The organism is Bacillus sp. AFS031507 (genome assembly GCF_002584635.1).
Classification (GTDB): domain Bacteria; phylum Bacillota; class Bacilli; order Bacillales; family Cytobacillaceae; genus Neobacillus.
In genome coordinates this window covers 367,896-390,436 of the sequence record NZ_NUOW01000013.1, presented here as the reverse complement: position 1 = coordinate 390,436, position 22,541 = coordinate 367,896, and the positions used below count along the sequence as shown (strand labels likewise).

The window sequence follows — 22,541 nt, the reverse complement described above, 5'->3', positions numbered from 1 at the left end:
GTCATGGGGGGGAATATACATGAATCTAGACGATTATCGGGGAGTCTGGGTATTCATCGAACAAAACGATGGTAAAGTAGAAGGCGTTTCTATGGAATTACTTGGTGCTGGAAGGAAACTAGCGGATAAATTACAAGTTCCTTTAGCGGGCTTTTTACTAGGTAATGAAGTTAAACCTTTAGCAAATAAAATTATTTCTTATGGTGCAGATATCGTATACATGGTCGACCACCCTGTATTGAAAAATTACCGTACTGAATCATATATGAAGGGCGTAATGCTCCTCGCTGAAAAATATAAGCCAGAAATTATCCTTTATGGCGCAACACCAAACGGTAAAGATTTAGCTAGTGCCGTAGCAACAGATTTAAACACAGGATTAACTGCGGATACTACAATGCTTGATGTGGATGTTGATAATAGATTACTAGAAGCAAGCAGACCTGCCTTTGGCGGTAATATCATGGCGACAATCCTATGTAAAAAACATCGCCCGCAAATGGCAACCGTTAGACCAAAGGTAATGAAGGCACTAGAACCGGTATCAGGAAGAACAGGTAAAATTATTCAAGAAAAAATATCACTGCAAGAAGAAGATATGCGTACAAAAGTGTTACAAATTGTGAATGACGTAACAAAAAAGGCCAATTTAGCTGATGCACATGTTATCGTCTGTGGAGGAAAAGGAATGGGAGATGTGCAAAACTTCCAGCGCCTATATGAATTTGCGGAAACGATTGGAGCGACTGTTGGAGGTACTCGTGATGTGGTTGAAGCAGGCTGGCTGCCACACCATCTTCAAATTGGCCAAACTGGTGAAACAGTTACACCAAAAATTTATTTTGCTATTGCACTTTCTGGTGCAATTCAGCACGTTGTCGGCATGAAAAATTCGGATTTAATTATCGCTATAAACAAAGATCCAAATGCACCAATTTTTGATGTTGCAACATATGGAATCGTAGGAGATGTAATGGAAATTCTCCCAAAACTTATCGAGGAATTTAAGCAGCTTAGAACTGAAAAAGGTGGTGAAATAAGCTATGCATGAAAAATTTGATGTGATTGTCGTTGGGGCAGGTCCAGCAGGAAGTGCATGTGCCCTCACGTGTGCCAAAAATGGACTAAACGTTTTGCTTATTGAACGTGGAGAATACCCAGGAGCAAAAAACGTAATGGGCGGGGTATTGTACCGCAAACAAATGGAAGAATTAGTTCCTGAATTTTGGAAGGAAGCACCACTTGAGAGACCTGTCATTGAACAGCGCTTTTGGATGATGGATAAGGAATCTGTCGTTCAATTCGGCTATAAAGGTCTTGAATGGGGTATGGAACCATATAATAACTTTACAGTCCTTCGGGCTCAGTTCGACCAATGGTTTGCAAAAAAGGCAGTAGACGCTGGGGCATTACTTATTAATGAAACGGTAGTAACTGAATGTATCGTTGAAAATGGCAAGGTTGTCGGGGTTTGTACCGATCGTCCGAATGGAGAGGTATATGCGGATGTCGTGGTGCTTGCCGACGGTGTTAACTCTCTTCTTTCAAAACAGTTAGGCTTTCATAAAGAATTTCGTCCAGATGAAGTAGCCTTAACAGTAATGGAAGTTGTTAATTTACCAAAAGAAAAAATAAATGACCGTTTTAATTTGGAAGATAACCAGGGTTGTACAATTGAAATCTTTGGTGATTCAACAAAGGGTAATCTTGGAACCGCTTTTGTTTACACGAATAAAGAGAGCTTGAATATCGGAGTTGGTACAACACTATCGAGCATGATAAAAGCGAAAATCAAGCCATATGAGCTTCTAGACTACTTAAAAACTCACCCGATGGTCAAGCCAATGCTTGCAGGTGGGGAATCTGCTGAGTATCTTGCTCATCTTATTCCTGAAGGTGGTTATCGTTCGGTACCGAAAGTAGCTGGTAATGGAGTTATTGTCGTCGGTGATGCAGCACAGCTAGTAAATGCCATTCATCGGGAAGGTTCGAACATGGCGATGTCATCAGGAAAGATGGCTGCTGAAGCCGTAGTTCAGGCACATAAAAGTGGGGACTTCAGTGAATCAAGCTTAAATAGCTACCGTGATGCGCTTAATAGTAGTTTCATAATGAAGGATTTAGAGAAGTACAAAGATGCTGCACATACGTTTGAGAAATACCCACAATACTTTAATGACTATGTTCCAATGATGAATAAAGCGATTAGCAAATTCTTTACAGTTGATGGGACTCCTAAGCGTGAAAAACAAAAACAAATAATGAAGAGTGTAACTGCGGAAAGAGGAACAATTAGAGTATTGCAAGATATCTATCGTGCTTGGAAGGCGGTGAAATAATGTCAACGAAGAATATCGAGGAAAAACAGTATCTCCTCCGTTTTAAGTGTGATACAAAGTCTCATTTGACCGTACTGGATCATGATGTATGCATGACAAAATGTCCCGATAAAATTTGTACAGTATTTTGCCCTGCTGAGGTTTATAAGTGGGAAGGAACACGGATGCAGGTAGGCTACGAAGGATGCCATGAATGTGGAAGCTGCCGGATCGGCTGCCCATACCAGAACATTAAATGGGAATATCCAAAAGGCGGACACGGGATTGTATTCCGCTTAGCGTAAATTGGAAATAAAAAAGGAGCTGTTTGCGTTTTATGCAAACAGCTCCTTAATTTATGTAGATATTTTAATAATACTATATGTGGGTTATTTCACAAGTGAACGTAAAAAGAAGGTGAAGCAGAAGGTAAGTTTTTAGGGGATTAGCTTATTTTCTCTAGTATGGTAGCTGAGGAAAGTTTATCGTTTTTGCTGGCTGTGACAAGCGAAGATGCAAATGTGTTCGCATGATCCATTAACTCCATACTCGGTGAGCAATAATATGGTTTTTTCCAATTGAAATCACCTTCACTATCGGCAGGATATATACTTACTTTCCAATGATAGTATATTTTTGACTGTGGGAGTTGTACCCCTTCTACGGCAATAAGCCAATGTGTCGAAGGTGAGTTAGGGTAGTATGCTGCGGATTCCTGTAAGGAAATTAGGTCATTTACACCAATGGGTATTAATGCCTTTTGATAAAAGTCGTGATAATTTGGGGTTTTCATATTTTTTTTCCCTCCCTTTTATGTTCTATCTCTATTATATGAAACATTTAAACTTTTTTTGTGTGATAAATGTTAAAATTTTAAAAAAAATTAACGAGTTTTCATGAAACTGACAAAAATTCATAACCTAATCGTAATTGTGACCTAAGTCACTACATAAATTTATGGTTGATTTTATACTTGAAGCAATAGAATGAGATAGAGGTGATTGTTGATGAGTGGCTGTATGATTGCTCTTGGTGGAATGCCCCAAGCTGAACTAAGTAAAGGACTTAAGCAATTAAAAAGTGAACATCCTCCGTTATTAGGACAATTAGAAGGATTGTATGACCTAACACAAAAAATTGATCAAGAAATAGATGTAGAAACTAACTTTGCTGCATTAATTACAAAAGTAAAAGAATTTAAAGCAGCATTGGACCCTCATTCAGGAAGAGAAGAAGGCGTTCTTTTTCCTATGATGGGTGTATATATCGGGACGACATCTGGACCAATAGCTGTTATGGAATATGAACATGAGCAGGCAAAAGCAAATATTGGAGAATTTCTTGGAAAAGCAGAAAGTGGTCTTGCGTCTACGGAAGAAACTAAAAAAACAGCTGAACTAATTCAAAATGCCTACTTTATTTTAACAGAGCATTTCTCCAAAGAGGAAAATGTTTTGTTCCCAATGGCAGAAAGAATGCTTACAGAAGAGGAAAAGGAAGAATTATACCGTAAAATCCAAGACATAAAATAAAGGATGGGCCTCTGGCCCATCCTATTTTACTTTTGATTCCATTCTTTAACCTTTTGGTCAGTTGGAAGGAGAAACGCAATTAAGCCTAGAATCGGAAGTAAACCGAGCCATGTAATCATCGACTGTAATCCAATCCAGTCTGCTATATAGCCGAGTCCTACAGAACCAATTGCACCCATTCCAAACGCAAGTCCTACTGTTAACCCAGACATCGTCCCAATTTTCCCCGGGACTAATTCCTGTGCATATACTACCGTTACAGAAAAACTAGTCATTAAAATAAACCCAGTAAGTATTAAGAAAATAAATGCCAACGTTGGTGGTTCCTGTGGAATTAAAATTGAAAAAGGAATCGTTGCTAACATTGAAAAGGAAATGATTGTTTTTTTACCAAACCGATCTGAAAGAGGACCTCCAAAAAAAGTACCGACGGCACCGGAAACTAAAAAAGCGAACAGGAATAATTGGGATTGCTTAATCGTAAGGGCATATTCTTTTATCGCATAAAAGGTATAAAAGTTGGTAATTCCAGAAGAATACCAAGTCCTTGCAAAAATTAATAATAAAATCAATGCTAAGGTATTTTTTACCTCTTTAGTTATTGCTACATTGTTAGACAAGCTAGTTCTCTTTTTCTTTAGTATATTTGGTGAAGCTATCAACCTGTGATTATACCAATTTGCAATATAAATTAATAAAATCACTGCTAGTGCTGCGACAATCGTAAACCAGGATGCACCAATCTGCCCCAATGGAACCAATATTAGTGCAGTTATTAGTGGAGCCAATGCTTGACCCGTGTTTCCACCGACCTGATAAATCGACTGTGCCAGTCCGCGTCGATTTCCTGCAGCCATATACGCAACCCGGGAACCTTCCGGGTGAAATACTGCTGAACCAAGACCGATGAAAAGGACTGACAAGACAATTAGTCCAAAGTTTGAAGCAAACCCTAATCCAAGAATACCGACTAGCGTGAAAGTCAGTCCGATCGGCAGTGCGAAAGGCATGGGTTTCTTGTCAGTTATGTAGCCGACCATTGGCTGCAAAACAGATGAGACCATATTTAGGGAAAAAGCAATAATACCAAGCTGGGTAAAACTTAGCCCCATTGATTTTTCTAAAATAGGGAACATGGCTGGCACCACAGCTTGAATTGCATCATTCAATAAATGGCACAATCCAATAATAAAAAGAATTTTATACATGGTTGATTCAGAAGACTTTGGAGCCTTTGCAGGTAAAACAGCTTGTGAACTCATAATAATCCCTTCTTTATTAAAAGACTAAATTTTTTTATAACCATATCTTACTACCGAACCATAAAAATAAGAAATATTTTATTTTAATTATTTTATAGGCTCTGTCTAACTTGGCCGTTGATTTCCGCTCCTATCAACGTAGTCTTAAAATCAACAATGACCTTTAACAAAGCCATCTAATTAAAAAATTCCTATCATGCATCTATTTCTCTTGGATACGAAATATTCCTGATTTTTTTAGAGTGAATTGACATTTCTTAAAAATTTTTTTATAATAATCTTGAAATCAAGATATTTTATTCATATTGATACCTCAAAGTAAGTCTAATTTATAAACCTAAAAGGATGAGTTTTTTATGGAAAATAATTCAACGGCTAATTCATTAAAGCTTTTTATAGTCCTTTCAAGAGCGTATAAAGCAATTAACGAGCATGTAAATAAAGTGATCCAGGCCAGTGGTTTAAATCCAACTGAATTTGCAGTTTTGGAGCTCCTTTACCATAAAGGTGATCAGCCAATGCAGCAAATAGGCGGGAAAATATTACTTGCAAGCGGAAGCATTACTTACGTGGTCGACAAACTTGAACAAAAAGGGATGTTAAGAAGAATTGCCTGTCCGAAGGACCGACGAGTCACTTATGCACAAATAACTGAAGATGGGAAAAAGTTTATCCAGGATATTTTTCCTGAACATGCTGAGCAAATTGATAAACTCATGTCATCACTGACTGAAACTGAAAAACTGGAAGCAATTGACCTGTTGAAAAAACTAGGGTTGCCTGCTGGTAAGTTCTAATACGACCATTGGGTCGTATTTTTTTTGTTGTTAGGAATGTTAGTGAGTAGTATATAATAAAATAGATTGGAAATATTAGCAAAGTACAAAAAGGGGATGGTTCAATGGGGTTTGAGAACTATACATACACACGACCGGATTTAGATGAGGTAACTGAAAAATTTCATTTGGCACTTGAGAGCCTAAAAAATGCTGAATCGGTTGAAGAACAAAGCAGGGTAATGAATGAGATTAATAAGCTAAGAAATGATCTAGGTACTATGTTCAACCTTTGTTATATTCGTCATTCTATTGATACAAATGATGAGTTTTATAAGGATGAACAGGATTTTATGGATGAAATCCAGCCTGAAGTTGAAGGGTTAGTAACTAAGTATTATCAAGTGCTTGTAAATTCTAAGTTCCGTCCTGAATTAGAAGAGAAATGGGGAAAGCAGCTATTTGCCCTAGCTGAAGGACAACTTAAAACATTTAAACCTGAAATTGTGCCCTTACTTCAGAAGGAAAATCGCCTATCAACGGAATATACGAAGCTAATGGCTTCGGCAAAGATAGAATTTGAAGGGGAAGAGAGAACATTAGCACAATTAGAACCATTCGCGCAGTCGACTGACAGAAAAATGAGAAAACGAGCCAATGAAGCGAAATTTGGTTTTATGGTTGAACATGAAGCAGAGTTTGATCGAATTTATGATGATCTGGTGAAAGTAAGGACAGAAATTGCCGAATCACTTGGATTTAATAACTTTGTTGAACTTGGTTATTACAGAATGATGAGAACAGATTATAATGCTGAGATGGTCGCCAATTTCCGCAGTCAAGTACAGGATTTCATTGTTCCGATTGCGACAAAATTAAAAGTACGTCAACAAGAAAGAATCGGACTGGATAAATTAAAGTACTATGATGAAAGCTTTAATTTTCAAACTGGTAATGCCACTCCAAAAGGTACTCCAGAATGGATCATAGAAAATGGGCAAAAAATGTATGAAGATCTTTCAGAAGATACGGGGGCATTTTTTCGCTATATGCAAGATAATCATTTGATGGATCTTGTTGCCAAGAAGGGTAAAGCCGGCGGAGGCTACTGTACGTTTATAGAAAATTATAAAGCACCTTTCATTTTTTCTAATTTTAACGGAACGTCCGGGGATATTGATGTCCTGACACATGAGGCAGGTCATGCTTTCCAAGTGTATTCAAGCCGTCATTTTGAGATTCCCGAATACGCATGGCCAACCTATGAAGCATGTGAAATTCATTCGATGAGTATGGAATTTTTCACATGGCCATGGATGGACTTGTTCTTTAAGGAAGACACCGATAAATACAAGTTTTCACATTTAAGTGATGCCCTATTATTCTTGCCATATGGGGTTTCGGTTGATGAATTTCAACATTGGGTCTATGAAAACCCAGAAGCTACTCCAAAAGAGCGTAAGCTCCAGTGGCGTGAGATTGAGAAAAAATATTTGCCGCATAAAGATTATGACGGAAATGAATACCTAGAGAATGGCGGCTTCTGGCAGCGCCAAGGGCATATCTATAATTCGCCATTTTATTATATTGATTATACGCTCGCCCAAATTTGTGCTTTCCAATTCTGGAAGCGTTCAAGAGAGAATCAAGATGAAGCTTGGGCAGATTATGTGAAGCTTTGTAAGCTAGGCGGGAGTATGTCATTCACAAAGTTAGTCGAGGCAGCAAATCTAATCTCTCCTTTTGAAGTTGGTTGTGTAGAGTCAGTTGTGGGTGTAATTGATGATTGGTTAAAATCTGTGGATGATAAAAATCTATAGTTAAATGAAAAAAGCGAAGCCGTTCAAGAAATGGCTTCGCTTTTGACCTATTTAAGAGAAGTTACTTTAGAAACTACTTTGAGCTGATTTTCTTCAACAACGGCAGATAATTTTTTAGTATCTGGTTCCTCTAAGATAAAATCAGCAATTTTATCTTCAAGTTCTTCTTGGATTACGCGGCGGAGCGGGCGTGCCCCAAATGCGGGGTGGTACCCAAGCATAGCTAGCTTTTCTTTTGCTTCTGTTGTAATGGTTAATTCAATCTTTTGCTCAGTAAGTGTTACTTGTAATTCACTAATCATTAAATCGACAATATAGAGGATATGCTCTTTACCGAGTGAATTGAATTCAATGATACTATCGAAACGATTTAAGAATTCTGGCTTAAAGAAGCCGCCTAACGAGTCAAGTATACTTGCTTCTTCGATCGCCTCTGTTGTACCAAATCCAACATGAACTGTCTTGTGGCCCACACCAGCATTGCTTGTCATAATGATAACAGTATCCTTAAAGCTGACAATTCTTCCTTGACTGTCTGTGAGTCGGCCATCTTCAAGAATTTGCAGGAACAGATGCTGGACATCTGGATGTGCCTTTTCAATTTCATCTAATAAAATAATGCTATATGGATTTCTCCTCACTTTTTCGGTTAGCTGTCCAGCCTCTTCATGACCTACATAGCCAGGAGGTGAGCCGATTAATTTGGAGACGCTGTGTTTTTCCATGTATTCGCTCATATCAAGGCGGATCATCGAATCCTTAGATCCAAATAATTCCTCAGCAAGGGTTTTGGTCAACTCTGTTTTTCCGACGCCGGTTGGTCCAACAAATAAAAAGGAACCAATTGGGCGATGCTTTGATTTTAAGCCGGCTCGACTACGTCTAATCGCTTTAGCAACTTTATTTACAGCCTTTTCCTGGCCAATAACCTTTTGGTTAAGATTTACTTCTAATGCCTTCATTTTTAGCTGCTCATCTTGTTGCAGCTTTCCAACAGGTATCCCTGTTTTTTGTTCGATGATTTCTTGTATAAGCCCTACATCAACGATGGGTCTTTCAGAGCTTGATATTAAATGTAAAGACTTTTCAAGGTTTGTTTCTTCATCGCGAAGGGATGCTGCCTTTTCATACTGCTCATTTTTAAGTGCTTCTTCCTTCTCAGCAGCAATCTCTTTTAGACGTATTTCAATTTGTTCATTGCTCTTATAATCCGAAACTAGGTTTAATTTCGAGCCAGCTTCATCAAGCAAATCGATGGCTTTGTCTGGTAAAAAGCGGTCTTGAATATAGCGCTGAGACAATTGAACACAGGAAAGGATTGCTTCATCAGAATAGACGACTTCATGATAATCCTCATACTTCTTTTGTATCCCTTTTAATATATCAATCGCAGCTTCGGCAGTCGGTTCAAGTACATGAACTGGTTGGAAGCGCCGTTCCAGAGCAGAATCTTTTTCGATTTGGCGATATTCTTTTAATGTAGTTGCACCAACCACCTGAAGTTCTCCACGAGCAAGGGCAGGCTTTAAAATGTTGCCGGCATCCATAGAGCCTTCAGCAGAGCCAGCACCTACTAGCAGATGAATCTCATCGATGAAAAGGATAATATTTTTCCGCTCCTGTAATTCGGAAATGATTTGCTTCATTCTTTCCTCAAATTGGCCACGGATTCCTGTATTGGCAACAAGAGAAGCGACGTCAAGCAAATATACCTCTTTCCCCCGTAACTTACCTGGGACATCTCCTTCAGAAATTTTCTGGGCAAGACCTTCAGCAATTGCAGTCTTCCCGACCCCTGGTTCACCAATTAATACCGGATTATTCTTATTTCGTCTGTTTAGTATTTCAATGACACGCATTACTTCTCCATCGCGGCCGATGACAGGATCTATCAACCCCGCTTTTGCCATTTGGGTTAAATTACGTCCGAATTGCTCAATAAAGCCACCTTTTCCGGTTTTTCTTCCCGTTTGTTGTGGAGGATGAATGCTATCATCCTTATCATGAGAAGCGTTATTCATGAACAGATTTTCAAATGGGAAGCTTGGATAAGAATTCATCTTTGGACCAAAACCTGCACCTAAAGTTTGCTTTTCTTTTGTATAGCATTCGTGACAGAGTTTGATTTCCTTACGTTGTCCGTTAATAATCATATTTAATTGAATGTTTGCATGGTTCTCATTACATTTTTGACAAAGCATAAGCAAATTACCTCCTTGTAAAGATTCATATTTTCACTTTGACTTTGACTATATTTGACCTTATGACGATAGTATACTCTGACCTTTTTTGACTTTCAAGAAATTTGTTTTTGGTAATGCTTGCTATTTCAGGAAAAAAGCTCGTCTTTGTTTGTCCTTATCATCATATATTGATGTTAAGGAGGAGATGATGTGAAAAGGGATTGGACTCAAGCATTTCAGATTGCGGCGGTCTATGTAGGCACTGTAGTAGGCGCTGGATTCGCCACGGGAAAAGAAATCGTTGAATTTTTTTCGCGGTTTGGTTTCTTTGGCTTAATAAGTATATTGATGAGCGGATATCTCTTTATTTCATTGGGTTCAAAATTAATGAGAATGGCTGCACTTATAGATGCAAAATCTTATCAAGAGTTTAATGAGTACTTGTTTGGCAAATGGCCTGGTCGTGTCATTAACGTCTTTATGCTATTTATGCTTCTTGGTGTTAGTGCAGTGATGCTTTCAGGGGCTGGGGCTATTTTTGAGGAACAGTTAAATCTGCCCAAAGCAGTCGGTGTTTTCCTGACAATTTTTTTATCCTTTTTAGTCATGCTAGTTGGAACAAAAGGTCTTTTTGCTGTCAACACGTTTGTTGTTCCGGTAATGATCACATTCAGCATAATTTTAATGTTCTATTCCATTCAAATGCCCAACTTCCTCAATCAATTATTATTTGTTCCTCATTCCGACGATGGCTGGAAAAGTGTGATAGCACCATTTTCATATGTGGCATTGAATCTGGGGCTATCACAAGCCGTTTTAGTACCGATTGCAACAGAGGTAAAGGATGATTGGACGATCAAATGGGGAGGGATTCTTGGGGGTGCTGCTTTAACCGTGATATTGATTGCTGGTCATTTCACTTTAATCATGCTTCCTAATTTGGAACAGTATAATATTCCAATGGCAATTGTTATGAAAAACTTAGCCCCTTTTTTTTATTGGATTTTTGTTCTCGTTATTTATGGAGAGATTTTTACTTCTGTGATTGGAAATGTCTTTGGACTGGACCGACAATTGAAGCAATATTTGCCCATTCCGACAATGGTGTCGGTTACGCTTATTTTTATTGTTTCCTACCTGATTAGTCTTGTGAATTACGGTACGTTGCTATCCTATTTGTATCCATTGTTTGGTTACATCTGCATGATTTTTTTTATTTTACTATGGATGAAACCATTTACACCATGTATAAGAAAATAGAAAAGCAGGTGTCCACCAGACACACTGCTTTTCTAATTAAAAGGCAAAATAATAAAAATCAAAAGGTCAAAAATGATATGAGAAACAATAACCAAAGGCATACTCTTTTTTAAAAAATAAAGATATCCCCACACAAAACCAGAAATAAAGGCAGCAAGAACTAATAAAAATGAGCCCGAATAAATATGGACGGAAGCGTACAGAATTGATGCAGACAAAATACTTACAACCGGATTTAAGTATTTCGAGAGTCTTTTTTGGATAAATCCACGCCAGAAAAGTTCTTCGCCAGGTGCCGCAACTAAAACAAGCGCAAGGTACTGCCAAAATAAGGATGGGGCATACCAATAATAGAGATTTTTAATGCTTGTACCAATTGGCAGCTGAAGTATTTCCATTCCCCATATACCAGCCCGAAAGACAAAATATAATAAGAAACCGGATATTGATCCTAGTAGGATAAATTGAATAAATGATACTTCATCATCCACCTCGTCTTGAAAGGTTGAGTATGCGATGAGTACCAGAACTGATCCTGAAAATATATACCAAAAGATCGCTCTATCATGAAATGAAAAAAATAAAAGAACGTGAGCAATAATAAAACCAATAAGTATGCGAGGGTCTAGGAAGAATTTTTTCATTATCGCGATCTCCTTTTCGAAACAATAAAATTTATTTTATCAAATTAGTTTTTCAAATGGAAATCATTACATCACCCCTTTCCCCATTTTTATAGGTTAGAACACCAAGAAAAGAAAAAAATAATAAAGAAGGGAGTGAAAGGGATGAGCAAATCAAAGAGTGAACAAGAACGAGAATGGACAGTTAGGAAACAAGATCAAAATCCTCATGGGAAAGTCAAAAGTTTAAAGCAGTTATCAAAGGAAGCTGGAAAAGGCGAATAACGGTTTAAAAAAAAAGGCAGCCATGGTTAGACTGCCTTTTCTATAATTCTATTAATTAATAAGCGCTTTCTTTTACAACCTTATAGTTTTTGTGATTAACAACTGTTCGTTGATCCAATTCTAAATCACGATAATTGTCCATAAATGTTAGGTCGACTATGACAGAATTTTCATTTACCTTTTCAACAATCCCCTTTAGACCACCGCGGAATTCTATGATATTTCCTACTTCTGCTTTTCTCATTTTAGTCTCTCTCCTTTACCTCAAAAACTATAATAAAATCCAGTTAAATAACAGTTTGCACTACTTTATTCATTTCGTAAAGGCTTTTATTTGACAATTATGTTAATTCTTTATAAACATTTTAATTATATGAGAAAATAGGCCATAAAAGAATCGGAAACGCTTTCAAAAGTTATCGTAAGTTTCGAAAATTGGCTTAATAAAAGTCATATACGTTAATATAAACAGGTAAAGGTGGTGCGACAGAATGAAGGAAGAAATGATCACTGAAATCTTGGATCGACTAATGACAGGTGAAATTTCAGAGTATTATGTAACAAATGACGATTTCATGGAATTTCGTCAGGTCCTGGTAAAAAGGAATGATTTTAAGCATTTCCGCGGAATTGGTCAGAGGGGCGGGGATGTTTTGTATCATTATCTAAAAGAACCTAGAAGCTAATCGCAATTTTTTCCAAGATCTTTCCATTAGAATTGTTGAAATAATCAAAAGCTGTCGAAAGTGACAGATTTTAATGTTTTTCTTGGGGGAAATATGATAGTTTATGAATGTTTTTGACAGAATTGTGACAAATGATATAAAATTGATTTTTCAGTTGTTTGATAAAGTGGAAAGTGCTATTCTATCAATTGAATAAACAAAAAACATTATCATGAGGGTGTAAATTCATAACATATTTGTTTTCCTTTTGGAAAAAATAAGCGAAAAAGATTTGAATTTAACTCTTTAGCCAATTAAAGATTTAGTTGACTAAATGATGAGAAATGTTTATTTTTAATGAAGCAAGTTTATATTTTTATATATATTAAAGGAGTTTGATGATCATGTCAGAAAAGCAATTTAAGGTAATCGCAGAAACAGGGATACATGCAAGACCAGCAACTTTATTAGTACAAACGGCTAGCCGATTTGATTCAGAGATTCATTTAGAATATAAAGGTAAAAAAGTTAATTTAAAATCAATTATGGGTGTTATGTCTCTAGGTGTTGGCCAAGGTGCAGATATTACGATTTCAGCAGAAGGAAACGATGCAAACGATGCTTTAAATAGCCTTGAAGAGACATTGAAAAAAGAAGGATTGGCTGAATAATGACTTTTTTACATGGGATCGCAGCATCAAACGGTATCGCAATTGCGAAAGCTTACCGTCTTGTTGAACCAGATTTATCTTTTGAACAAAAAACAATTGACGATGCTGCTGCAGAGGTTGACCGTTTTCGACGGGCAATGGAAAAATCTAAAGCAGAACTCGAAGCAATTCGTGACCGTGCCAAAGTTGACTTGGGTGCGGATAAAGCTGCAATTTTTGAAGCACATTTACTTGTCCTAAGTGATCCTGAATTAAATACACCTATTGAAGAAAAAATTCAGTCTGATAAAGTGAATGCTGAATCTGCTTTAAAGGAAACGGCAGATATGTTCATTATGATGTTCGAACAAATGGATAATGAATATATGAAAGAACGTGCAGCAGATATTCGTGATGTAACGAAGCGTGTATTAGCCCATTTATTAAGTGTTCAACTGGTTAATCCAAGCATGATTGCTGAGGAAGTTATCATTGTTGCAGAGGACTTAACACCTTCAGATACAGCACAATTAAACAGACAATATGTCTTAGGATTTACAACAAATATTGGTGGACGTACCTCACATTCAGCAATTATGGCTCGCTCTATGGAAATTCCAGCAGTAGTTGGAACAAAAACGGCTACTGAGGAAATCAATAATGGGGATCTAGTTATTGTTGACGGTTTAAAAGGTGAAGTACATATAAATCCTACTCCAGAGCTTGTTGAACAATACCGTAAAGTTCATGATGAGTATGAGGTACAAAAAGCTGAATGGGCCAAGCTTGTTAACGAACCAACGGTAACGAATGATGATCATCATGTAGAATTGGTCGCCAATATTGGTACTCCCAAGGATTTAAAGGGAGTAATTGAAAATGGCGGGGAAGGTGTTGGTCTTTACAGGACCGAGTTCCTATATATGGGAAGAGACCAGCTTCCAACTGAGGAAGAACAGTTTGAGTCCTATAAAGCCGTTTTAGAAGGATTAAAAGGAAAACCTGTTGTAGTTCGTACCTTAGATATTGGCGGGGATAAAGAACTGCCATATTTGGACTTACCAAAGGAAATGAATCCATTCTTAGGCTTCCGGGCAATTCGATTATGCTTAGAAGAGCAGGATATATTCCGCACCCAGTTGAGAGCCTTGTTACGGGCAAGTACCTTTGGGAATTTAAAAATCATGTTCCCGATGATTGCAACACTGGATGAATTCCGTGCGGCAAAAACGATTCTTGAAGAAGAAAAGCAAAAGCTTCTTGCTGAAGGTCAAAAGGTTTCCGATGAAATTGAACTTGGAATAATGGTTGAAATTCCTTCAACTGCTATCTTAGCTGATCAATTTGCAAAAGAAGTAGACTTCTTTAGTATTGGAACTAATGATTTGATTCAATATACGATGGCTGCCGACCGCATGAACCAACGTGTTTCATATCTGTATCAGCCCTATAGCCCATCCATTTTACGATTAGTAAAAATGGTTATTGATGCAGCACATGCAGAAGGAAAATGGACAGGGATGTGTGGCGAAATGGCAGGAGATGAAACGGCCATTCCGGTTCTTTTAGGTCTTGGACTTGATGAATTTTCTATGAGTGCAACTTCAATTTTAAAAGCTCGCTCACAAATCAGGAATTTGAAAAAATCTGATATGGAGAAGCTAGCTCAACAAGTTTTAAATATGCAAACAACTGCACAGGTTATTGAAGCAGTAAATGGTGCCACAAAGTAAACACAATACTCAAAAAAGACCGGCTGATGATTAGCCGGTCTTTTTCTGTCGTTCATTTATTTTTTGATTTTTCACAGTATTTTCTTTTTTATTATGGATTTTTGAGTATAATAATAACTAATACATAGTACCTATTTTTCGACCAGTACTTTAGAATGATAGATGGACAGGAATAGGCAAGTATTTTATTGGACATGGTAAATTTGAAATGGTGGAGGTGAATGAAAGTATGGAACAAAAACCTGTACATTTTGATGGAAGTTCACTACTAGGTCAAGCAACCAATGAGGCATTGTTAAATGAACCATTCCAGTTGACTGATGAAATGAGAATTAACATTGGTCACAACCCTTACTCTCTTGATACAAATGAATAAATGATGCATGAAAAGGATTTGTCTTCGGGCAAATTCTTTTTGATTATTTTCTCTTATTTTAACTAATAATATTATTGTCTTTATTCAAAGGAAAGGTGGAGCTTAAATGGTACGTGTTTTGTATATCACGGCACATCCTCACAATGAAACACAGTCCTATAGTATGGCGGTAGGTAAGGAATTTATTGATAGCTATAAACAAATCAATTCCAGCCATGAGGTAATACATCTAGATTTGTATAAAGAACATATACCTCACATTGATGCAGATGTCTTTAGCGGCTGGGGAAAACTTCGTTCTGGTCAAAGCTTTGATGAATTAACGGCGGAAGAAAAGCAAAAGGTTGGCCGGCTTAACGAGTTAAGTGAGCAGTTTGTTAGTGCGGATAAATATGTGTTTGTCACGCCTTTATGGAATTTCTCATTTCCGCCAATTATGAAGGCATATCTTGATTCTGTATCAGTTGCGGGCAAGACATTTAAATATACGGAACAGGGCCCAATAGGACTTTTAACGGATAAAAAAGCATTGCATATTCAAGCCCGGGGTGGATTTTACTCAGAGGGGCCTGCAGCACAGATGGAAATGGGACACCGATATATCAGTGTGATGATGAGTTTCTTTGGAGTTCCATCCCTGGAGGGGCTGTTTGTGGAAGGCCATAATGCAATGCCTGACAAGGCTGAAGAAATAAAAGAAAATGCGATTGCACGTGCAAGGGATTTTGCACATACATTCTAAAAACTCAGTATAGGTACAGAGGCAGATTAAATCTGTCTCTTTTTGTATGATTTTTTGGCAAGTATTTCCTCAATTTATCCTGTATACTAAGAATATATTTATGAAGGAGGAATTGTAAACAATGGAGTTGAATTTAACTGGTAAAACAGCTTTGGTGGTTGCTTCCAGCCAGGGCTTAGGGTTTGCAATAGCTGAACGATTAGTAAGAGAGGGAGCAAATGTTATGATTTCTGGCCGGGAAGAGGAAAAGCTGAAACAAAAAGCAAGTCAGCTTGAATCTCTTGGTATGGGAAAGATAGCCTACCAAAAAACTGATATAACTAATGTAAATGATATTAATCAGCTGGTAAAAGTAACAGCAGAATCGTTTCAAAGAATTGATTTACTAGTTAATAATGCTGGAGGCCCTCCTGCAGGGGCGTTTGAGGAGTTATCAGATGAGGAATGGCAGAAGTCCTTTGAATTGAATTTATTATCATATGTTCGAATGATCCGGGCTTCATTGCCCTATTTAAAAGAGCATGGCGGGAAAATTTTGAACATCGCCTCTACTTCGATTAAAGAACCAATTCCAGGCTTAATACTCTCGAATACATTTCGGACGGGAATAGTTGGACTAGCAAAAACTCTTGCTTCAGAACTGGCTCAATATAATATTCTTATTAATACCATTGCTCCTGGCAGGATTGCAACTGACCGTGTCAATCATTTAGATCAAGTAAATGCAGATAAACTTGGAGTCGATCGGGAAACTATCGCATTGCAAGCAAAGGAGGGAATTCCATTAAAGAGATACGGAACACCAGAGGAATTTGCAAATGTTGCAGCTTTCCTATTATCTGATGCTAATTCCTATATGACAGGCAGTTCGTTTTTAGTAGATGGAGGGATGATCAAAGCGATATAATAAGCCAATTATTTTTTCCTATATTAACCTTTCTTTACGTTTATTACCGATGTATTATGGCTATGGTAAAAATATTAAGGGAGTGTTATAGATGCTGAAAAATATTCGATTCATTACTGTATTGATCTTAATAGTATGCAGTTCTTCTCTGCTAAGCGGCTGTAGTTTGCTTTTTTCCAATGAATTAATTGTAAACCGCTATGCCGACGCCTTGTTAACAAAAAATAATGAACTTCAATTCCGTTTTCGAATTAACAATGAAATATTAGCAGGGCAACAATTATATAAAGTGAAAGTTACGATTCACGATGATAAATTAGCTGCCGCAATCGGTAAACGAGAAATAGTATACGGAGAAGATCAAGTGTTGAACGGTGAATATTTAGAAGTAAAAGGAAAAGGTGAGAAATATATTTTTATGGATCCGTTGCCCCTAAGAGAAGATTTACATATTCTTGACCTTAAAAACATGATTGAAAAGGATAATGCTGTTTCGATTGAAGTGTTTAATAATCAAGAAGTATTCGGTCGAGCTTATTTAACAAATTTTTCTTCAGAGTTATAAAAAGTGATTATGTTCTCGGTTGAAAGGGCAAAATATATTTGTGCATAATTTTGGAGATGGAGCACGAAAACCGGAGCGACTGGGACGTTCCGGTTTTTTTATGCATAATTTTTTATCAAACTAAATTTAAATGCTAAAATATATAAGGAAAATTCCAAAGAGAGGGAAGATTAATTTGCTTACTCCAGAAAATACGGTAATTGGATTTATTGGCACAGGCGTAATGGGAAAAAGTATGGCAGGACATTTATTAAAGGCGGGCTACTCTGCAGTTGTTTATTCAAGGACAAAGGAAAAAGCACAAGACCTATTGGATAATGGCGCAGTCTGGGCCGCAACGCCGAAAGAGGTAGCTGAAAAAGCATCTGTAACTTTCACAATGGTCGGCTATCCAACCGATGTGGAGGAAATATATTTCGGCGAAAATGGCTTAATTCACAATGGGACATCTGGAAGCTATCTTATCGATATGACAACCTCTTCTCCGTCACTTGCCATTAAAATTTATGAACAGGCTAAAAGGAAAGGAATTCAGGCGATTGATGCACCTGTTTCTGGTGGAGATGTAGGCGCAAAGGAAGCTAAACTCTCCATCATGGTTGGCGGTGAAAATGAAGCATTTGAAGGGGTTCGTCCTATATTGGAGATGCTTGGAACTAACGTGGTTTACCAAGGCAAACCAGGTGCTGGCCAGCATACAAAAATGTGCAATCAAATTGCAATTGCTTCTAACATGATAGGTGTTTGTGAAGCAATTATATATGCTGAAAAAGCTGGGCTGGATCCAGAAAATGTCCTGAAAAGTATAACAACTGGAGCTGCTGGAAGCTGGTCTCTAAGCAATCTTGCACCAAGAATGTTAGCCGGAAATTTTGAACCTGGTTTTTACATAAAGCATTTTATAAAGGATATGAAAATAGCGATAGATGAAGCTGAACGAATGGGAATGGAAGTACCAGGTCTCTCATTAGCTAAATCTTTATACGACCAATTATCCGAAATGGGAGAAGAAAATAGCGGCACACATGCGCTTTATAAATATTGGAAGAACTAATAGTTGAATAAATTCCTCCCATCTTCTTGAAACTATAAGAGAAACCTTGAATTAGGAGGAATTGTTAATGGCTAAACGGACAAAAAAGAACGACGCGGAACAAAAAAACAAAAAGGGGTTTGATTCTGCAGTAGCGAACGAAGAATTCGCCAATGAATTTGGATCAGCTGCAGCAAATCAAGCACATAAAGAAAAAGCTAAAAAAGAAAAGGCTCCTAAAAACAATGGGAAATATAAAGGCCAATAATTTTTAAAATTAATACCCTCACATTAAATGTGAGGGTAAAATTCGTTTAATTCCAATTTCGTAAATATTGTTCCAGCCGATTTAGGCCAAGTTCTAATAATTCCATAGAACAAGCAAACGATAACCGGAAATAACCTTCTCCATATTCAGAAAAAGCACTGCCAGGTACGACGGCCACTTTTGTTTCTTGAACAAGCTTAAGGGCAAAGTCAAAGCTGTTTAATGCGATGGTATCAGGAATTTTCACAAAGAAATAAAACGCTCCGTCCGGTTTGACGGCATCAAGTCCCATAGTAGATAATCGCTTGAAAACATAATCCCTTCTTTTTAAATATTCCTTTTTCATCACAATCGCATCATCAATACCTGTTGTAACGGCCGCCAAAGCTGCCTTTTGCGCAATCGAAGTGGCACAAGAAATGTTATATTGATGGACTTTTAAAATATGTTTGGTGATACCTTCAGGTGCAAATAAAAAGCCAATTCTCCATCCTGTCATTGAGTGGGACTTGGATAACCCATTTATTACGATGGTTTGTTCTTTTAGAAAGGAAGCAATCGATTGATGTGGCTGATCATAAGTAAGTTCGCTGTATATTTCATCAGCAAGGATAAAGATATCTTTATTCTTAATATATTCTGCTATTTCTCTTAGCTCTGACTCTGAGAGACTGACTCCAGTCGGGTTCGAAGGGTACGGGAGTACAATGCAGCGAGTTTTCTCAGTAATAAATGGTTTGATCATTTCTAATGTAAAGCGAAACTGGTTTCGGCGAATATCGACATGCACTGGAGTTGCCCCCATCATTCGAATAATTGGTTCATAGCCTGGATAAATTGGACCAGGTAATATGACCTCGGAACCTTCTATTAAAATAGACCGAAAAGCAATATCAATTGCCTCACTTGCCCCTGCAGTAACAATCACTTCTGATTCAGGCTTATAATGCAAACCATATTTTTTTTCTACAAAATTGCACGCCGCTTCCCTTAATTCAATCGTCCCTGCATTATGGGTATAGGAAGTAAAGTTTTGTTCAATTGCTGCAATACCTGCATTTTTTACATGTTCTGGGGTCGGGAAATCAGGTTGTCCAATTGTAAATGAAATCAGGTCATCAACATGCGCAACCATATTAAAAAACTTTCTAATTCCCGAGATTTCAATATCTTTTACTCGTTGATTAATTAAATGCTCCAATATTGTCCATCCTTCCGACAGGGTTTTATCTGTTATGAATATAATGATTATAGACTATTTTTATCTAAAGTTACCACTATGTAGAAATAAAAAACGATCTGAGTTTTTATCAGACCGCTTTTTGGGGAAAGGGAGTTTCATTCAAATTAAAGTTTTTTAATAACCATAGTCCCAGTCAACTTCGTCCTCGTGCCAAAAAACGGGTGACACAGAACCAAAATTAACTATTTTACTTTCCAGCATACAAGTACAATGCTCGCAGCCACATTGCTCTTTAATTTCTTCATAAATAGAATGATCAACATCTTCAATAAATGTAACGTTTTGTTCCTGAAAAAGAATCGCTGTTCCTTTCATTGGTCAAGCACCTCTTTTAAAAGTTTATTCAACTAAAGATTATTTGACTTATAACTATATTGTAAATCCGCATGTATTTACCGTCTATATATTAGTGAGGTTGTTCACAAAATCATCACGAAGCATGAGAAAAAATAAGACAAATCAAAAAAGCCAAGGATGGCTTTTTTGATTTTTAAGAGTACCTTTCGCCTAATTTTTTAAAAATAGGTTTTTGGTAAGTTTTGCTCTTTTTATGATTGCTTGGGGGTTGATCGAGTTCTGAGATGCCAGTATATAGTTGAAGTAAGGCTTTTGATGAATTAAGTGAGAGTGTTGCCTTTGGATTTCGCACCCGTTCATCTAACTTTCCAAAATGAGGTAGTTCAAGAAAATCTGATTTAGTTGGAGGAATATGAAATGTGTATCTTCCACATTCAACAAGGACATCAGACTGCTGCTGACTATTTCGCGGATTTCCTGAAAAATGAAGACCAACTTTTTTTGCTTTGCCTTCTTCAATCAATTTTTTTAACGTTTCTTGTTTCAATCTGTACAATAATTTGGGATTTGTAGCCGTTTTTGCATGGCGATTCACAATAAAGATAGCTTGAGCGAGGTTTTCGATGGTTAGATTTAAATTTATTAGGGGGCCTTTCTGATCATAATTCAAAATATGTTCTCCTTTCAGTTATATAAAACATCTATATTATACCCCTTTTTTTAAGAAATAGGAATAATCCAGTGCATCTTTTTGGCTACTATGATAAGAAAATGATAAAAATTCTTCTAATCTTACGAATAAAAGAAAGTTTAGACTGTTAACCTAATCCTACACTATAAAAAGAATTAAAAGAAATTTTCGTGAAATAATCTTTATTTTCTATAAATTACTTTCTTTCAGAAAATTTAATTGTAAAATAGAAATAAAAGAAAGTAAAAACATTATTTGTAAATTATAAGATCTTTTCAAGAAAGCTCTTTTTGTGAAAGCACCGATGGAATAGAATGCTAGGCTGTATAAAAAAACCTTATCTATTGCTGATAAGGTTTTTTCGTTTTCTACTTTTCTGATTTTAGAGTAAAGACAGTTAATTCAGGTTTTGACATAAAGCGAAAGGGGAGACGTGTTGTGCCAATTCCTCTATTTACATATAGTGAGAGGGGATTATGCTCACCGATTGAATAAAGACCCTCTGGATATATTTGGCCAAAGGGAGGAGTCACAAGAGCCCCTAAAAATGGGATTTTAATCTGTCCTCCATGGCTATGACCACTTAGCTGCCATTGGACTGGATACAATGAAGCTGTTTCTGCAAGATCGGGTGCATGGGATAATAATATTTTAAACGAATTTTTAGGCACATTTTTTAAAGTCAAAGGTAAATTAGGATTCCCTAGCATCGCATCATCAATCCCAAGCAGATAGATTATGCTTCCATCACTTAATTTAATTGGTGCTGAATCATTCAAAAGTACGGAAAAATCAGTTGTTTCCATAATATTCCGGTAAATATCAGAGCCATAGCCGCCATGATCATGATTACCAAAAATGCAGTATTTTCCAAGCGGAGCCTGTAATTTCTTCAAAATAGGCATCAGTTTATTAATTTCTGTATATTGGTTTGGCTCGTCCATTAAATCTCCAGTAAATAAAATAATGTCTGGCTTAAGACTATTAATTTTTTTAACTAATTGATTAAATTGATGAAGATTATATTGAAAACCAAGGTGGGTATCACTAAATTGAATCATTTTTATTCCATCAAAGCTGTTAGGGATTAGTGGATGTTTGATTTGAAGTTCTTGAATATCGAGTAATGAGGGTTCAATTCGATTGGCATAAAGATAGCCTCCCGAACTTAATCCGAGAACGGTAAGAAATGAACCCAATGTTCGTTTTAGAAAGGTTCTCCTCGTCTGATTTTTAGCCATTTTTTCAACCAACCTATCTTTTATTCGCCTTCAAAAAAAGAAGGGTCCCTTTGTATTTTCAGTAAAAACTT

Annotated in this window: 26 protein-coding genes; 17 read left to right on the top strand and 9 right to left on the bottom strand. The window is 37.0% G+C overall.

The window, feature by feature from the left end:
• Positions 1 to 19 precede the first annotated feature (19 nt).
• From COE25_RS14505 to COE25_RS14495, 3 genes are read left to right on the top strand one after another with little or no spacing between them, the layout of a single operon-like run.
• Entirely contained in the window at positions 20 to 1,051 is a 1,032-nt protein-coding gene (locus COE25_RS14505; protein WP_098933100.1) for an electron transfer flavoprotein subunit alpha/FixB family protein, read from the top strand.
• Entirely contained in the window at positions 1,044 to 2,339 is a 1,296-nt protein-coding gene (locus COE25_RS14500; protein WP_098933099.1) for an FAD-dependent oxidoreductase, read from the top strand. Before COE25_RS14505 ends, COE25_RS14500 begins: the two co-directional genes overlap by 8 nt.
• Positions 2,339 to 2,623, top strand: a complete 285-nt coding sequence (locus tag COE25_RS14495) for a ferredoxin family protein (protein ID WP_066252392.1) — start codon at positions 2,339 to 2,341, stop codon at positions 2,621 to 2,623. The genes COE25_RS14500 and COE25_RS14495 overlap by 1 nt, the downstream gene beginning before the upstream one ends.
• A 140-nt stretch (positions 2,624 to 2,763) precedes the next feature.
• On the opposite strand, the gene COE25_RS14490 is transcribed toward COE25_RS14495, so the two are convergent.
• Positions 2,764 to 3,111: a hypothetical protein gene (locus COE25_RS14490; protein WP_098933098.1), complete on the bottom strand. Its 348-nt coding sequence runs from the start codon at positions 3,109 to 3,111 to the stop codon at positions 2,764 to 2,766.
• Between the two features lie 214 nt (positions 3,112 to 3,325).
• On the opposite strand from COE25_RS14490, the gene COE25_RS14485 reads away from it, so the two are divergent.
• A complete protein-coding gene (locus tag COE25_RS14485; RefSeq protein WP_257208830.1) occupies positions 3,326 to 3,850 on the top strand; it encodes a hemerythrin domain-containing protein in 525 nt (174 codons plus the stop codon).
• Between the two features lie 26 nt (positions 3,851 to 3,876).
• Here the strand turns inward: COE25_RS14485 and COE25_RS14480 are convergent, their stop codons facing one another.
• Positions 3,877 to 5,112: an MFS transporter gene (locus tag COE25_RS14480; RefSeq protein ID WP_098933097.1), complete on the bottom strand. Its 1,236-nt coding sequence runs from the start codon at positions 5,110 to 5,112 to the stop codon at positions 3,877 to 3,879.
• Between the two features lie 356 nt (positions 5,113 to 5,468).
• On the opposite strand from COE25_RS14480, the gene COE25_RS14475 reads away from it, so the two are divergent.
• A complete protein-coding gene (locus COE25_RS14475) occupies positions 5,469 to 5,909 on the top strand; it encodes a MarR family winged helix-turn-helix transcriptional regulator (protein ID WP_088086208.1) in 441 nt (146 codons plus the stop codon).
• A gap of 104 nt (positions 5,910 to 6,013) precedes the next feature.
• Positions 6,014 to 7,708 (top strand): M3 family oligoendopeptidase, encoded by a 1,695-nt coding sequence (locus tag COE25_RS14470; RefSeq protein ID WP_088086209.1) that lies wholly within the window; start codon positions 6,014 to 6,016, stop codon positions 7,706 to 7,708.
• 47 nt (positions 7,709 to 7,755) lie between these two features.
• Here COE25_RS14470 and COE25_RS14465 read toward each other — a convergent pair whose 3' ends face one another.
• Positions 7,756 to 9,909, bottom strand: a complete 2,154-nt coding sequence (locus tag COE25_RS14465) for an ATP-dependent Clp protease ATP-binding subunit (protein WP_088086210.1) — start codon at positions 9,907 to 9,909, stop codon at positions 7,756 to 7,758.
• 192 nt (positions 9,910 to 10,101) lie between these two features.
• On the opposite strand from COE25_RS14465, the gene COE25_RS14460 reads away from it, so the two are divergent.
• Entirely contained in the window at positions 10,102 to 11,151 is a 1,050-nt protein-coding gene (locus COE25_RS14460; RefSeq protein ID WP_098933096.1) for a YkvI family membrane protein, read from the top strand.
• 32 nt (positions 11,152 to 11,183) lie between these two features.
• Here the strand turns inward: COE25_RS14460 and COE25_RS14455 are convergent, their stop codons facing one another.
• Positions 11,184 to 11,795, bottom strand: a complete 612-nt coding sequence (locus COE25_RS14455; RefSeq protein ID WP_098933095.1) for a CPBP family intramembrane glutamic endopeptidase — start codon at positions 11,793 to 11,795, stop codon at positions 11,184 to 11,186.
• Between the two features lie 144 nt (positions 11,796 to 11,939).
• On the opposite strand from COE25_RS14455, the gene COE25_RS31570 reads away from it, so the two are divergent.
• Positions 11,940 to 12,059: a DUF6254 family protein gene (locus tag COE25_RS31570; protein WP_246869713.1), complete on the top strand. Its 120-nt coding sequence runs from the start codon at positions 11,940 to 11,942 to the stop codon at positions 12,057 to 12,059.
• A 55-nt stretch (positions 12,060 to 12,114) separates the two neighbouring features.
• Here COE25_RS31570 and COE25_RS14450 read toward each other — a convergent pair whose 3' ends face one another.
• A complete protein-coding gene (locus tag COE25_RS14450) occupies positions 12,115 to 12,303 on the bottom strand; it encodes a YkvS family protein (protein ID WP_066252404.1) in 189 nt (62 codons plus the stop codon).
• A 247-nt stretch (positions 12,304 to 12,550) separates the two neighbouring features.
• Here COE25_RS14450 and COE25_RS14445 point away from each other — a divergent pair, with 247 nt between their 5' ends.
• The 9 genes from COE25_RS14445 (at position 12,551) to COE25_RS14410 (ending at position 18,998) form a co-directional block, all read left to right on the top strand.
• On the top strand, positions 12,551 to 12,745 hold the full coding sequence (locus tag COE25_RS14445; RefSeq protein ID WP_098933094.1) for a hypothetical protein: 195 nt from the start codon (positions 12,551 to 12,553) through the stop codon (positions 12,743 to 12,745).
• A gap of 383 nt (positions 12,746 to 13,128) precedes the next feature.
• The gene (locus COE25_RS14440) at positions 13,129 to 13,395 is read left to right on the top strand and encodes a phosphocarrier protein HPr (RefSeq protein ID WP_088086214.1); all 267 of its coding nucleotides are present in this window, start codon (positions 13,129 to 13,131) and stop codon (positions 13,393 to 13,395) included.
• Positions 13,395 to 15,107 carry a phosphoenolpyruvate--protein phosphotransferase gene (gene ptsP, locus COE25_RS14435; RefSeq protein ID WP_098933093.1) on the top strand — a complete coding sequence of 571 codons (1,713 nt, stop codon included), beginning with the start codon at positions 13,395 to 13,397 and terminating at the stop codon, positions 15,105 to 15,107. Before COE25_RS14440 ends, ptsP begins: the two co-directional genes overlap by 1 nt.
• 229 nt (positions 15,108 to 15,336) lie before the next feature.
• The gene (locus COE25_RS30750; RefSeq protein WP_179195749.1) at positions 15,337 to 15,483 is read left to right on the top strand and encodes a hypothetical protein; all 147 of its coding nucleotides are present in this window, start codon (positions 15,337 to 15,339) and stop codon (positions 15,481 to 15,483) included.
• A gap of 106 nt (positions 15,484 to 15,589) precedes the next feature.
• Positions 15,590 to 16,225: an FMN-dependent NADH-azoreductase gene (locus COE25_RS14430; RefSeq protein ID WP_098933092.1), complete on the top strand. Its 636-nt coding sequence runs from the start codon at positions 15,590 to 15,592 to the stop codon at positions 16,223 to 16,225.
• Positions 16,226 to 16,346: 121 nt separating this feature from the next.
• Positions 16,347 to 17,132 (top strand): SDR family oxidoreductase, encoded by a 786-nt coding sequence (locus tag COE25_RS14425; protein WP_098933091.1) that lies wholly within the window; start codon positions 16,347 to 16,349, stop codon positions 17,130 to 17,132.
• Between the two features lie 91 nt (positions 17,133 to 17,223).
• Entirely contained in the window at positions 17,224 to 17,697 is a 474-nt protein-coding gene (locus COE25_RS14420) for a hypothetical protein (protein ID WP_088086218.1), read from the top strand.
• A gap of 175 nt (positions 17,698 to 17,872) precedes the next feature.
• Positions 17,873 to 18,751, top strand: coding sequence for an NAD(P)-dependent oxidoreductase (locus tag COE25_RS14415; RefSeq protein ID WP_098933090.1), 879 nt, complete (start codon positions 17,873 to 17,875; stop codon positions 18,749 to 18,751).
• 67 nt (positions 18,752 to 18,818) lie between these two features.
• The gene (locus COE25_RS14410) at positions 18,819 to 18,998 is read left to right on the top strand and encodes a hypothetical protein (RefSeq protein ID WP_088086220.1); all 180 of its coding nucleotides are present in this window, start codon (positions 18,819 to 18,821) and stop codon (positions 18,996 to 18,998) included.
• Positions 18,999 to 19,044: 46 nt separating this feature from the next.
• Here the strand turns inward: COE25_RS14410 and COE25_RS14405 are convergent, their stop codons facing one another.
• The 4 genes from COE25_RS14405 to COE25_RS14390 all read right to left on the bottom strand — a co-directional run bounded on the left by COE25_RS14405 (position 19,045) and on the right by COE25_RS14390 (position 22,470).
• On the bottom strand, positions 19,045 to 20,199 hold the full coding sequence (locus COE25_RS14405) for an aminotransferase A (RefSeq protein WP_098933089.1): 1,155 nt from the start codon (positions 20,197 to 20,199) through the stop codon (positions 19,045 to 19,047).
• A 156-nt stretch (positions 20,200 to 20,355) separates the two neighbouring features.
• Entirely contained in the window at positions 20,356 to 20,556 is a 201-nt protein-coding gene (locus COE25_RS14400; RefSeq protein WP_098933088.1) for a hypothetical protein, read from the bottom strand.
• A gap of 175 nt (positions 20,557 to 20,731) precedes the next feature.
• The gene (locus COE25_RS14395; RefSeq protein WP_088086223.1) at positions 20,732 to 21,208 is read right to left on the bottom strand and encodes a YkyB family protein; all 477 of its coding nucleotides are present in this window, start codon (positions 21,206 to 21,208) and stop codon (positions 20,732 to 20,734) included.
• Positions 21,209 to 21,597: 389 nt separating this feature from the next.
• The gene (locus COE25_RS14390; RefSeq protein WP_088086224.1) at positions 21,598 to 22,470 is read right to left on the bottom strand and encodes a metallophosphoesterase; all 873 of its coding nucleotides are present in this window, start codon (positions 22,468 to 22,470) and stop codon (positions 21,598 to 21,600) included.
• Positions 22,471 to 22,541 lie beyond the last annotated feature (71 nt).

Coding starts and splice junctions, on each gene's coding strand:
- COE25_RS14425 (WP_098933091.1), top strand. CDS start 16,347: ATGGAGTTGAATTTAACTGGTAAAACAGCTTTGGTGGTTGCTTCCAGC.
- COE25_RS30750 (WP_179195749.1), top strand. CDS start 15,337: ATGGAACAAAAACCTGTACATTTTGATGGAAGTTCACTACTAGGTCAA.
- COE25_RS14390 (WP_088086224.1), bottom strand. CDS start 22,470: ATGGCTAAAAATCAGACGAGGAGAACCTTTCTAAAACGAACATTGGGT.
- COE25_RS14450 (WP_066252404.1), bottom strand. CDS start 12,303: ATGAGAAAAGCAGAAGTAGGAAATATCATAGAATTCCGCGGTGGTCTA.
- COE25_RS14505 (WP_098933100.1), top strand. CDS start 20: ATGAATCTAGACGATTATCGGGGAGTCTGGGTATTCATCGAACAAAAC.
- COE25_RS14500 (WP_098933099.1), top strand. CDS start 1,044: ATGCATGAAAAATTTGATGTGATTGTCGTTGGGGCAGGTCCAGCAGGA.
- COE25_RS14480 (WP_098933097.1), bottom strand. CDS start 5,112: ATGAGTTCACAAGCTGTTTTACCTGCAAAGGCTCCAAAGTCTTCTGAA.
- COE25_RS31570 (WP_246869713.1), top strand. CDS start 11,940: ATGAGCAAATCAAAGAGTGAACAAGAACGAGAATGGACAGTTAGGAAA.
- COE25_RS14495 (WP_066252392.1), top strand. CDS start 2,339: ATGTCAACGAAGAATATCGAGGAAAAACAGTATCTCCTCCGTTTTAAG.
- COE25_RS14445 (WP_098933094.1), top strand. CDS start 12,551: ATGAAGGAAGAAATGATCACTGAAATCTTGGATCGACTAATGACAGGT.
- COE25_RS14490 (WP_098933098.1), bottom strand. CDS start 3,111: ATGAAAACCCCAAATTATCACGACTTTTATCAAAAGGCATTAATACCC.
- COE25_RS14455 (WP_098933095.1), bottom strand. CDS start 11,795: ATGAAAAAATTCTTCCTAGACCCTCGCATACTTATTGGTTTTATTATT.
- COE25_RS14440 (WP_088086214.1), top strand. CDS start 13,129: ATGTCAGAAAAGCAATTTAAGGTAATCGCAGAAACAGGGATACATGCA.
- COE25_RS14420 (WP_088086218.1), top strand. CDS start 17,224: ATGCTGAAAAATATTCGATTCATTACTGTATTGATCTTAATAGTATGC.
- COE25_RS14410 (WP_088086220.1), top strand. CDS start 18,819: ATGGCTAAACGGACAAAAAAGAACGACGCGGAACAAAAAAACAAAAAG.
- COE25_RS14465 (WP_088086210.1), bottom strand. CDS start 9,909: ATGCTTTGTCAAAAATGTAATGAGAACCATGCAAACATTCAATTAAAT.
- COE25_RS14430 (WP_098933092.1), top strand. CDS start 15,590: ATGGTACGTGTTTTGTATATCACGGCACATCCTCACAATGAAACACAG.
- COE25_RS14470 (WP_088086209.1), top strand. CDS start 6,014: ATGGGGTTTGAGAACTATACATACACACGACCGGATTTAGATGAGGTA.
- COE25_RS14485 (WP_257208830.1), top strand. CDS start 3,326: ATGAGTGGCTGTATGATTGCTCTTGGTGGAATGCCCCAAGCTGAACTA.
- COE25_RS14400 (WP_098933088.1), bottom strand. CDS start 20,556: ATGAAAGGAACAGCGATTCTTTTTCAGGAACAAAACGTTACATTTATT.
- COE25_RS14475 (WP_088086208.1), top strand. CDS start 5,469: ATGGAAAATAATTCAACGGCTAATTCATTAAAGCTTTTTATAGTCCTT.
- ptsP (WP_098933093.1), top strand. CDS start 13,395: ATGACTTTTTTACATGGGATCGCAGCATCAAACGGTATCGCAATTGCG.